The 11,663-nt window shown below is 69.8% G+C and carries 8 protein-coding genes; 3 read left to right on the top strand and 5 right to left on the bottom strand.

The features are described from left to right. Positions 1-1,027, bottom strand: a 1,027-nt coding sequence (locus D3105_RS28700) for a serine/threonine-protein kinase (RefSeq protein WP_133305716.1), incomplete at its 3' end; no start/stop codon positions are given. Positions 1,028-1,305: 278 nt separating this feature from the next. On the opposite strand from D3105_RS28700, the gene D3105_RS28705 reads away from it, so the two are divergent. From D3105_RS28705 to D3105_RS34990, 3 genes are all read left to right on the top strand, one after another. Further along, positions 1,306-2,916: a TIGR02677 family protein gene (locus D3105_RS28705; protein WP_118905877.1), complete on the top strand. Its 1,611-nt coding sequence runs from the start codon at positions 1,306-1,308 to the stop codon at positions 2,914-2,916. 162 nt (positions 2,917-3,078) lie between these two features. Next, a complete protein-coding gene (locus D3105_RS28715) occupies positions 3,079-3,459 on the top strand; it encodes a DUF4839 domain-containing protein (RefSeq protein ID WP_240647055.1) in 381 nt (126 codons plus the stop codon). A 364-nt stretch (positions 3,460-3,823) separates the two neighbouring features. After that, positions 3,824-4,189 carry a hypothetical protein gene (locus tag D3105_RS34990; protein ID WP_206272933.1) on the top strand — a complete coding sequence of 122 codons (366 nt, stop codon included), beginning with the start codon at positions 3,824-3,826 and terminating at the stop codon, positions 4,187-4,189. 575 nt (positions 4,190-4,764) lie between these two features. Here D3105_RS34990 and D3105_RS28730 read toward each other — a convergent pair. The 4 genes from D3105_RS28730 to D3105_RS28745 form a co-directional block, all read right to left on the bottom strand. Beyond that, a complete protein-coding gene (locus tag D3105_RS28730; protein WP_118905878.1) occupies positions 4,765-5,325 on the bottom strand; it encodes a hypothetical protein in 561 nt (186 codons plus the stop codon). Between the two features lie 434 nt (positions 5,326-5,759). Continuing rightward, positions 5,760-6,413 carry a 4'-phosphopantetheinyl transferase family protein gene (locus D3105_RS28735; RefSeq protein WP_165891100.1) on the bottom strand — a complete coding sequence of 218 codons (654 nt, stop codon included), beginning with the start codon at positions 6,411-6,413 and terminating at the stop codon, positions 5,760-5,762. Positions 6,414-6,417: 4 nt separating this feature from the next. Further along, on the bottom strand, positions 6,418-7,185 hold the full coding sequence (locus D3105_RS28740) for a thioesterase II family protein (RefSeq protein ID WP_118905880.1): 768 nt from the start codon (positions 7,183-7,185) through the stop codon (positions 6,418-6,420). After that, the coding region (locus D3105_RS28745; RefSeq protein WP_118905881.1) for an acyltransferase domain-containing protein at positions 7,185-11,663 on the bottom strand (4,479 nt) is incomplete at its 5' end. The genes D3105_RS28745 and D3105_RS28740, both read right to left, overlap by 1 nt.

Here is an 11,663-nt window from a genome sequence, read left to right on the forward strand (position 1 = left end):
CGGGGGTGGCGGACGGCTGCGGCAGTGGGATGGTCGGCGCCGTGGCCGCCGGGTTCGGGGCCGGGAGAGTCGGCACTTCGGAGAAGGCCTCGGCGTCGGTGGGCGGCGGAGCCGGAGCCGGTACGGGGGAGGGGGCCGGTGGTGCGTACGCGACCTTGGCGAGGGAGGCCAGCTGCCGTCGGGCCTGGGCCACGGTCGCCCCGTTTGCCTTGATGACCGCCACGCACTCGGTGACGACCTCGTCCATCGTCGGACGGTCGTGTTGCGCGTACCGGAGCATGGACGAGAGGAGACCGACCAGTTCCTCGGGGGCTCCCGACAGGTCGGGGGCCTTCTCGGGGTTGACGATGTGGCTGAACAGCACCTGCACGTGGTCGGCCTGGTACGGATAGTGGCCGGTGGTCATGAAGAGCAGCACCGCCCCGAGTGCGTACACGTCCACCGGGGCCGTCAGCGGCTTCTCCCCGTTCGCCTGCTCCGGAGACATGCAGGCGGGGGTTCCCATCACCATGTTGGGCGCGGTGAGGGAGGCGCTGGACTCGGCGAAGACGGCGAGGCCGAAGTCGATGATCTTGGGGCCGTTCGGGCCGAGCAGGACGTTCGCCGGCTTGAGGTCCCGGTGGAGCAGCCCTTGGCTGTGGACTCCGGCCAGTGCCTCGGCAAGGGTCGCTCCGAGCGAAGCGGCGGCCAGAGGCGACAGAACACCCCGGGTGTCGAGGAGCCGGCGCAGGTCGGGGCCCTCCACGTACTCGGTCGCGAGCCACGGCTGCTCCGACTCCGTGTCGGCCTTCACGAACGCGGCGACGCGCGGTCCCCAGATCGTCTTGAGGACCTCGATCTCCTGGGCGAACCGCTGCCGGGTCTCCGAATCGACGACCGTGGGTTTGATGACCTTCACCGCGACGGACTCACCGGCAGCGGACTCGCCGAGGTAGACCTGGCCCATGCCACCGTGGCCGATCCGTCCCAACAGCGTGAACCCGCCCAGCTCGGCCGGATCGTCCGGGCTCAGCGGCGTTGCGTTCACTCTGGTCCCCACCTCGAAGGTCTGCCGAAGGCTGTGCGATGGCCGCGCGCGTGCGGTCGGCAGTCGTGCGCCTACAGCCAAGGGTATCGGCGGTATCCGACAGCAGGTCCCGTTCGGGGCAGGTCACCCTTGCCCCGGACGGATACAGCCCGCGGGCGGTCGGGAGACACCCCTTCTCCGGCTTCGTCCTGACATTCTGAACCGGTCAGAACGGGGTGAATCGGCCGGATATTTCGGTCTCTTTCCGAGGTTGCCGCGCCTCAGGAACAATGGCGGCGATGACTGTCACCGCCCCCGGTGCTTCCGCCGGCCCCCCTCCCGAGCCGTCGGGCTTCGGCCCCTTCGCTCATCTCACGGTGCCGAACACCCCGCTCTACCGCCACGTGATGCGGACGTTCCTGACGGCCAAGGAGCGGTTCGCGGTCCACCTGCGGCCTGAGGACGTGCACACCGCGCTGCCGGCGGATGTCCGTCCCGCCGAGCCGGACGCCGTCGTCGGCGCGCTCGACAGGCTCGTCGGCTGGGGCAATCTGCGGGCGGACCCCGATACCGCCCGGGTGACCGCGGTCGAGGACTTCTACCGGAAGCGGTTCATCTACCAGCTCACGAGGGAGGGGGAGGCCGCCGAGGAGGCGTTGTCCGCCTATGACGAGGCGCTCGGGCGGCGCGGTGCCCTCCAGGCCGTGGCCCTGCACGACATCGTCACCCAGCTTCGCGCGCTTGTCGTCCTGGCTGCCGAGGAGCCGCCGGATCCGGCCAAAGCGCATCTGGCGCTCGACGCGCTGGCCAGCCGGTTCGCCGCGCTCGCCGACAACGCCCGGGCCTTCATGGGATCGCTCCAGCAGACCATCGACCTGCACGATGTCGAAGAGGCGGTCTTCCTCGCGTACAAGGACCGGCTCATCCAGTACCTGGAGCGGTTCATCCAGGACCTGATCACGCTGGGCGGACGGATCGCGCGGCTGATCCTGGAGCTGGAAGAGGACGGGAGGGTGGAGCCCCTGCTTCGCGCAGCCGCCGGACGGGAAGCCGTCGACGCCTCGCCGGAGGATGCCGCGAACGCGGAGCGGGAGATGTACGAGCGGTGGGCCGCCCGCTGGTCGGGGCTCGGCGCGTGGTTCATCAGCAGGGACGGGCGCGAATCGCAGGCCAGGCTCCTGCGTGGCCGGGCACTCGGCGCGATTCCCCAGCTCCTCGCCGTCGTACGAGCGCTGAACGAGCGCCGGGCCGGCCGCTCCGACCGGTCGGCCGACTTCCGTACGCTGGCGCGCTGGTTTGCCGAGGCGCCCGACGACGATGCCCGGCACCGGCTGTGGCGGGCCGCTTTCGGCCTCTATCCGGCCCGGCACCTCACCGTCGACGCCGACACCCTCGCCGCCCGGGCGGCGAGGCCCGTCCCGGCCGCCACTCCGTGGGCCCAGGCCGAGCCGTTGCGTATCAGCCCGCAGTTGCGCCGCACCGGCAGCTACGAGCGGCGCGGAAAGCCCCGCAAGGTCGAGGACCGGGAGGAGCTGCGGCGCTCGCTCGCCGAGACCGCCGCCAAGCAGGCCGCCGAGACGACCGCCGCCCGCGCCCGGCTCGTCACCGAAGGCGTCACGCGTCTGTCCGCCCTCGGCGACCTCGACCCAGACTCCTTCGGGCTGTTTCTCCAGCTGCTCGGGGACGCCCTGGCCACATGGCGGCCCGGTATGCGGCACACCACCGCGACCAGCAACGACGGCTCCATGGAGATCAGACTCACCGCACTCGCCGACGGTACGACCGCCGAGGTCCGTACCCCCGGCGGAGTCTTCAGTGGCCCGGAACACCTCATCGAAATCCTCGACCTGACGGACGGAGACCGCCTGGTGGGCGGAGACCGCCCGACGGTCGGAGAACCCCGACGATGACCACACCACTCGCCGAAGTCCTGGACGGCCAGCATGCCGCCGAGCTGCGCAAGGCCGCCCGCGCCCTGCTCAAGCAGCCACTTCTGCTCGCGCGCGGCCGGCACGCGGACGAGTTCCGCCTCGCCCGCCGGCCCGCCCGCAAACGAGCCGACCACCGCCGAGGTGATCACGGCGCAGAACAGTCCCGAGTTCGCATCGTTGTTGAAGGCGGATCCGTGTGGCGAAGCGAACGTGAACTTCGCAACCAAGCACGAGGGGCAGACGGTCGCCTTCGACGGGTCAATCAGGCACATGGCGGCCCACGCGGATGACCGGACCCGCTACGACCTCCTTCTCGGCCCGGGCGACAAGGGGCCGCAGACGACGGACGGTCCGAACTTCAGGTACGAGGACGTCAACACCGGCAACCTCCACCTGACCGGCAAGGAGGTCCCTGCCACCATTGCAGCTGGCGACAAGTTCCGTTTCGTCGCCGAGGTGATCGAGTTCAACACGGTCCAGTGCCTATTCCGCCTCGCCCCGGTCTCGACGGCGACCCGGTAGCCGAGATGGCAAGCCTTCCCATAATGGAGGGAGCTGCCCGATGGAACGGCCCCTGCTCCATCCATTCGAGAGTTTTGAACTTTCCCACCAGCTTGCCGGACGGCAGTGCCATCCTTGACCCATGCTCGCCTCCGGCCCTGCCCAACGCCTCGCCGACCACGTTCGACAATTCCTTGGCAGCGGACCGTTTCTCCAGCCCGGCGGATGGACCCACATGGGTGCTGTCATCTGCGACGTCAGTTTCCAGCCACGGTGCAACTACGAGAGGACTCTCCGACCGCGGCTCCTCCATTTGCAACTGAGCTGGGCTGATGCAAGAACAGTCCGCGGATTCCAGCGCCGGCTCGTCAGGGAAGACCTTGCCGTGGCCATGAAGTTCAACCACGCACGGAAGGTCGCGACGGCTCACGCCATCACCGACCTCCTCGCTGCCGACGGGGTCGATACCCGCGAGGACCTTCACGCCTGGCTCGATCATCAGGCCAATCGCGCCGCTCTGCGCACGGTGAAGGGAGTGGGTCCGAAGAGCATCGACTACATGGGCAATCTCGTCGGCCGTTCGCACGTCGCCGTTGACGTGCATCTTCGCGCCTTCGCCGTGGATGCTGGTGTTCCGTACCTCCCATACGACGAGTTGCGCGCCGTATATGAGGAAGCCGCCGCGCTTCTCGGGCACGACAAAGGCGGGCTGGAGCATGCCGTTTGGCGGCGTAGGTCGAAGGCCGCGTAGCCCCAGCCAGCGGGCCTCCGGAGAGGGGGCGTCCTGCATGAGCTGGTCGTCGAGGCTGCCTTCGCAGCCCAGGGGGTGGTTCGTTGACACCGAAGTAGCCCATGCCGTCGTGGGTGGGCCGCAGAGTCGCGTACACGCATCTGTCCACCATCGTCTTCGTCGGATCGGCGAGGACGTAGCAGAAGGCAGGCGCTTCACGCGTAGGGGGGATCGGCCGCCCGAGCGCGGTCTTCACTCCGTCGGCGCGCACACGCTTGACGTAGTCCAGGCGCTGCTGGATGGGGTCCTTGTCCTCCGAGGCGTCATTGCGCATCGGCCGCTTGACTTCGACCACGACGATGGAGGACAGCGGAAGCGATTGCCCCTCCGCGGCCAGGACCGGCGAGCCGACGAGCTTGCCGGTGTCCTGGTGTTCTGGGCGAGCCAGCGGTGGACGGCCTGTTCGTTGGCGGGCCCACCTGCTGGGCGGTCCACCGGTAAGTCTCCCGGTCGGAATCGGAGACGGATCGGGTCAGCACGGGGCACCCTCCAAAATTGCCTCCTCAGGAGCCGAGCTCCCACGGGTGGCAGGCGGATCAGTAGTCGGCGAAGTTCCAGAACATGCCTACCTCGATGTCCGATACGACGATCAGACCGTAGTCCTCCGAGTACACACTCAGCGGGCTGTACGCCCAGCTCGACGACGTGAAGTCGAGCGTTTCGCTCACGTGACCGGGCTTGTTGACGTTGGTGACGAAAAGGGCGGAGTCTCCGTAGCGTTCGAGGATCGTGAGCGCCATCGTCCGGAGCACGTGCTCGCTTTCGGTGAAGCGACTCAGGTTGGACAGGGTGCAGCCGTCGTCCGTAAGGGCGAGCAGCAGGTTCTCGGCACTGTCCCGATCGATCTCCTGGAGCCGGCGCGCAATGAACTCCGGCGGGTGGGCGACGAAGGGGTAGGTGGGGGACGCCTCGCGCTCCGGGTTCTGAGCCGCGTCATCGAGACCGGTCCAGCCGCGGGGGTCCGGGGCCCGTGCCATCAGAGCAAGGACGTCCAGGACCCAGTTCTCGTGGCGACGCGGGCCCGTGGCGTCGTACGGGTACGCGTCCTCGTACAAGTGGCGTACCGCGGCTTCCCAGGACGTCCGGTCGATGGACATGTGGTGCTGGCCTTTCTCGGCTTCCGCCAGGACGTGGAGGGCATCGACGTCATGACAGTGAAGGGAGGGTTGCGGTTGCTGTCGTAGCTGATATGCGTGTCGACGCCGCTCACGTCGTACACCTGGGCTTTGAAGCCGCCCTACTTGTACCCGGACAACGGGTTGCGGGGATCTACCGGCTGCTTGCTCACGCCGCGGCCACTGGTCTTGCCGCTCGGCACCTTGTCGTAGGACGACATGACGTCTCCGGCGGAGGCCCCTTGAACCATGCCTCGATGGCGACCTTGTTCGTGTGAGGTTACGCTCGGTCAATTCCTCAGCGTGCTGGCAGTTCGGGAAGGCGGAGCTGCTGCTGGGCAACGGCATGCCGTGTGGTCACGCCGCTTTCGGGCCGCCGCGAAGGGCCCCTGACCTCCGGTCGCCCCGTCTCCCGGTCAGCAGACCGCCAGGAGAGCCTCGGTCGTGGTGTGCCGGAGGTCGATGGGGCTGTCGTCCTCGCTGCACTCGGCCAGCCAGTAGTCGTCGTCGTGGGGGATCTGCTTCAAGAAGAGGCCCGGGCTCGGAGACGGGTTGGAGGGGTGGGTGCTGAAGGAGTTCAGGGGTGTGGTCAGGCCCCTGCCCACACACTTGAGGTAGCTCTCCTTCCGTGTCCAGACCTGGATCAGGCGCCGGGCCCGCTCCGCGGGCGGTGCGGCTGCGACGTAGGCGTGTTCGTCGGGGGCGAACCGGTGGGCGATGTCGCGGGTTCCCGCGGCGACGTGTTCGATGTCCACACCGATCCGCGTGCCGCTCGTCGCGCACACCACCCACCTGCCGGCGTGCGACAGGTTGAAGTGCAGGTCGGGGCGGTGGGTCAGACAGGGCTTGCCGAACTTGTTCCGGGACAGGTGCAGTTCGTGCTCCCGCAGCCCGTGGCCGACGAGCAGTGCGTAGCGCAGCAGGACCCCTGCGGCCAGGCACCGCTTGCGGTCGTCGGGGAAGTGGAAGTTGTCCGCGCGTCCCCGCCGGTCGGCCGGTACGGCCCGCCTGAAGCGGGCCGTACCGTCGTCCGGGAGCCGGTCTATGTCGAAGACCAGGACCGTCGACATCGGGTCACCGGCGTCCGGGGGCAGCGGTCGGAGGCGTCGGGAGGTCGAAGTCGTCGGAGGCGGAGGTGAGTTGCCAACGCGTCTGGATCCGGGACTCCATGAGGCCCGCCATCTCCGCCCGGTGCGCGTCGTGGAAGAAGTGCCCGCCGTCGTACTCGAACACCTCCAGCGGCGCATCCGTGTACTCCGCCCAGGGGCCCGAGGTGACCGCGTCCTCCCGGCCCTGCATGAGGACGATCGGGCACCGCAGCTTCTCCCTCGCCGTGTCCACGTAGCCGCCCATCAGCCGTAGGTCCGCCTCGATGACCGGTGCGATGTACTTCACGAAACCGGCATCCCGCAGGATCTCCTCGCCGACGCCCCCGTACCGTCGCAGCACGTCGTTGAAGCCCGCCGTCGAGTCGAGGTCCCGTACCCGGGTGAAGCGGGAGCCACTCGGCGCCGAGGAGCCCGAACCGAAGTACACCAGAGGGGGGTTGTCCAGGCGCTCCTGGCAGAGCTTCGCGACCTCGTAGCCGATGATGCTGCCCATGCTGTGGCCCCAGACGGCGTACGGGCCCCGGAACACATCGGCGAACTCGGCGAAGATCTCTCCCGCCAGCAGCTCCACCGAGGAGGGCATGGGCGTGCGCAGCCGGCGCTCCCGGAACGGGTACTCGACGATGCGCAGGTCGATGCCGTCCTGGAAGGTGTGCCGCCACTTTCCGTAGTACAGGGCGCCCGCACCGGCGTGCGGAAAGCACACCAGGGGAATCTGTCGCAGGTCGCTCATCAGGAACTCCTCATGCCGGTCGTACTGTTCTCGTGTCGTGCCGAGCGATCCCGCACGAGGCGGCGGGCCTCCTCGGCCAGAATGCCGCTGATGTCCTCGGGCCCGTCCGCCCACCGGGACATGACGAACAGCTCCAGGCGGCCGTCGCCCGTCCTCGCCGCGCAGAAGCAGTCCGCGTAGCCGTCCGCCCCCTCGTTCTCCGAGGGCTGGTCCATCGCCGCCTCCCAGGCCGCGTCGTACTCCCCCTCCGCCTGGCCGGCGAAGTTGAACACGCACGAGGCCCGGCCTCCCAGCCCCTTCGTCGCCGCCACTGCCTTGTGGTGGGCCAGGCGGGAGCGCAGGTCGTGGCCGAGGTCCAGGAAACCCACGTGGTGTCTGCCCAGAGCGCGGATCTTGTCCTGGACGGCAACGGCCAGACCGTCGTCGTAGCCGCTGCCGTCCACCGGGACCACGAGCGGCAGGCTGTCCAGTGCCATCCCGATGACCTCGCCGAAGTCCTCGTTCCCGAACCGGCGGGCGCGGACCACGATCTCCGCCGAGACCTCGTCCACGGACAGCAGCCTGGCCACCGTCCGCGCGTACAGGTGCAGGGCCAGCGAGAACGGCTCGGCCTCCGTGCCGTCCGCGCTCCTGAACGCGTCGAGATCCACGACGTGGCGGACCCGGTGCATCGGGCCGCCCGCGTAAGGGGCCGACCTGTCCAGGATCGTCCTGCCCGCGCGGGCGTACCGCCGGAGGTCGAACTTCTCGACGATCCCGGCGGCCGTGATGTCCACGGGGCCCTGGTGGATGCGGCGTTGCAGGTGCCGGAAGCTCTTCGCGGCGGGCATCGCCCGGCCGGTGCCGGACACCAGCTCCTCGTACCGCCTCAGCAGGTCCGTCCGGAGAGTCTGTCCGGAAGCCGCGTCGAAGATCGAGTGGTCGAAGCGGAACAGCAGTTCGTGGGCCTTCTCGTGGTAGGTGAGAAGTGCGACCTCGTAGAGGGGCTTGTCCAGGAAGTCGGAGCCCACGCTCCACTCCCGGCCGACGATCCGGGCCCGGGCCTGCTTCCGCTGTGCGGGGGGCAGTGCGGACAGGTCGACCCTCGGCAGCGCGATGTTCTTCGGCGCTTCGAACTCCTTCCACCGCAGCCTTCCGAAGGAGCGGGTCAGGAAGCTCCGCAGGAGTCCGTGCCGTCCGATGACATCGCGCAGCGCGCGCTCCAGGGCGTCGGCGTCGACGGGCTCGTCGAACTCCAGCACGTAGAGCTGGAGTCGGCTGCCGCTCGCGAAGTGGTGCTTCTGCATGGCGGTCGCCGGATAGGTCCACTTCACCGGTTGTGCGGCGAGCGCGGTGCGCAACTGCCCGGCGTGCGTGTCGAGTGTGCGGAGGACGTCGGCCAGGTCGGGGGCGGCGTTGTCGGCGGGGTCGTCGGCGGAGTGGTCGGGGGTGACGTCCGGTGCCGAGGTCTCCGCGGCCTCCGAGGTCTCCTCGGGCTCCTCCCGCGTACCCGCGGCGAGGAAGCGTGCCAGGGCCTCGATGCTGGAGTGGTTGTAGACCTCACCGGCGAGGACCTTGTGGCCGTGCTCCTCCAGCACGCTGAGGAAGCGGACCAGTCGGACCGAGTCCAGACCGATGTCGAAGATGTCGTCCCTCGGGTCGATGTCGTCGAAGCCGAGCAGATCCGTCAGTTCCCGTCGCATGAGGGTCGTGACGTCCTGCCGCCCCCGCTGCGGGACATCGCCCGCAGGGGAGCCGCTCTGCTCGCCGGGCAGCGGAGGCACCGGCCGCAGAGCCGTGATCTCCATGCCGTGATACGCGACCGGGATGCCGGAGTCGTACAGCCGTGCCAGCAGCCGTAGTGCGGAGAACCCGTCGTCGACGACGTGCGCGAAGGAGTAGAGCCTCGTCAACGGCCCCGTCTGCCGGAGCGCGGCGTCGATCAGCTCGTTCTCGGCGAACCAGCGGGTGACGTCCGCGGTCCAGCCCTGCCGGTCCAGTTCGGGGCGGGACAGGATCAGCAGGCCGGCCCCCCGTTGCCGGGCCGCGTCGCGCAGCGCTCCGGCGAGCGCTCGCCGTTCGGCGTGCCCGAATCCCTCCCCCTCCCGGGTGCGGGGCGTGTCCCACAGGACGATCTCGTCGATCCCGCCCAGCTCGCGCAGCCGTGCCGCCGCGGTCGATGTCACCGCGCTCCAGGTCGCACCGGTGACGCACTCCGCGACGGTGATGCGCCCTGTGCCCTCATGCGCCGCGGGCATGTCGTCCAGGCCGATGGGCAGCACGTGGACGGCCCGGTCCAGGGGGCCGGAGGTCAGCGCCGCCAGCACCCGACCCGTGTCACCGGACCGGCAGAGGACCGCCGTCCGTCCGGTGCGGGCTCCCGCCGGCTCCTGGTGGCCGGGCAGCGGGGCCATCACCGGTGTGAAGCGTTCGTCCCCGGTGTAGCGGACCGCGGCCTCCTGGGCACCGTCGCGGCGCAGTTCGCGGCGCAGGCCCTCGCGCCACGCCGCCCGCCCCCCGCGGCCGGTGAGCGGCGCGTCGCAGCGCAGCACCCGCGTCCGCACTCCGGGCGACTCGTGGTTCAGGCCGATGACCCGGGGCAGGAAGTCGGGCCGGTTTCGCAGGTGGTCGCCGCTGTCCAGGAGCAGGACCTCCGTCACTCCGGGGTCACGCATCCCGGGCACGGCCGCGCAGAGGTCGCGTGCGAGGCGGACGGCGGCGGCGTGGTCCTCACGGTGGACGAGGAAGGAGTCACCGGCGAGGGCGTTCTCGTCCAGGTCTTCGAGGAGCTGTCGCAGGTCCTCCGGGTGGTCGGGGCGGACGACGGCTCCCGAGGGGCCGTCGAACCGGTAGGCCGCTCCGAACGTGACGTACAGGGTCCGCCAGTGGGGCAGTTCCTCCAGCACCCGCCGCAGCTTCGGGGCGTCGTCGGTGAACACCACGGGCAGCCGCGGCTTCTCCCTCTCGCGCAGCCGGGGGAGCAGGGTCCGCGACCAGGCCGGGGCGAGTGCGGGGCCGGGGACCGCGGAGGCGGTGGCGCTGTCCGTGCCCGGTGCTCCTTCCGCCGCGCCGGTCCTCGCGCTGCCTGCGGCCGGGTGGTCGGCAGGTTCGCCGACGTCCGCGAGCATCCGGTGGAACTCGGTCACGTCGACCGGGTACTCGGTCCTGTCGAACGGGTAGAGCGGCAGCCGGAGTTTGCGGTGCGGGTGCGCGCTGTGGAACGCCTTCCAGTCCAGCGCGACTCCGGCCTCCCACAGCCTGCCCACCACGCGGGCGAGATGGGCGTCGTCGCCGAGCGTCTCCATGCGATGACGCAGCATGTTGACGGCGGTGACGTCTCTGCCGCTCGCGCGGCCGATGGTCCGTACGAAGGACGACAGCGTCTTGCCGGGGCCCACCTCCACGAAGAGGGAGTCGCCCCTATCCAGCACCGTCTCGACGCCTGCCTCGAACAGCACCGTCCGCCGGATGTGCGCGCAGTAGTACTCGGGGTCCATGGCCTCCTGCGGCGTGATCCACGTGCCGGTCACGTTCGACACGTACGGAATCCTCGGCGGACCGAACGTCACCTGCCGCGCCACCTCGCGGAACCCGTCCAGCATGCTGTCCATGTACGGGGAGTGCGCCGCGTGCGCGAGGTCCTTGACGCGGTTGAACTCGACTCCGCGCTCCGCGCACCGCTCCTCGAACTCCGTCACGTCCGCGACCGATCCGGAGACCGTGCAGTCCTGCGGGCTGTTCACCGTGGCGATCACCAGGCCGTCGGGCAGCATCGCGGCGACGGTGTCCCGGGCCGCCTTCACCGAGGTCATCGCGCCTTCGGGGGTGGCCGCCATGAGGCCGCCCCTGGCCTGCACGAGACGGATGCCGTCCGCCAGGGAGAACACCCCCGCGACGCAGGCGGCGGCCAGTTCGCCGGTGCTGTGGCCGATCATTCCCTTGGGTGTGACGCCCCACCCGATGAGGGTCCTGGCCACCGAGTACTCCAGCATGAACAGAACGATCTGGGCGGTCTCCATGGAGTTCAGCCGCTTCTCCGTGGCGGCGTCGTCGCCGAAGAAGACCTCGCGGGGCACCGGGTTGCCCAGGGACTCCGCCAGGGAGAAGCACTCGTCGAGGTGAGCGCGGAAGCTCTCCTCGCGCTCGTAGAGGTCGCGGGCCATACCGAGATGCTGGGAGCCCGTGCCGGTGAAGAGGAAGTGGACGCCTCGGCGGGTGGCGCGTCCCAGGTGGACCGGTCGCTCGTCGGCGTCCAGGGACTCCCGCAGGCGCGCGGTGAGCCGGCCGACGTCGTCGAAGTCCACGGCGTAGCGGTAGGGGAGCTGCCGCTGGCGGTTCTGGAGGGTCCAGGCGAGGTCGCCGCCGTCGGTGTCCGGATGTGCGGCGAGGTGCTCGGCGACGTCTCCCTTCAGCCGTACGAGTGCGTCGGGAGAGGCGGCGGACAGGACGAAGGTGTGGTGGCGCCGGGCGACGGAGGTGGCGGCGGGGGGCTTCGGGCG

Source organism: Streptomyces globisporus (assembly GCF_003501885.1).
Lineage (GTDB): Bacteria > Actinomycetota > Actinomycetes > Streptomycetales > Streptomycetaceae > Streptomyces > Streptomyces globisporus_D.

Bases quoted from the DNA above. Each gene is read 5' to 3' on its own strand.
- D3105_RS28705 (WP_118905877.1), top strand. From the start codon at position 1,306: ATGACTGTCACCGCCCCCGGTGCTTCCGCCGGCCCCCCTCCCGAGCCG.
- D3105_RS28730 (WP_118905878.1), bottom strand. From the start codon at position 5,325: ATGTCCATCGACCGGACGTCCTGGGAAGCCGCGGTACGCCACTTGTAC.
- D3105_RS28735 (WP_165891100.1), bottom strand. From the start codon at position 6,413: ATGTCGACGGTCCTGGTCTTCGACATAGACCGGCTCCCGGACGACGGT.
- D3105_RS28740 (WP_118905880.1), bottom strand. From the start codon at position 7,185: ATGAGCGACCTGCGACAGATTCCCCTGGTGTGCTTTCCGCACGCCGGT.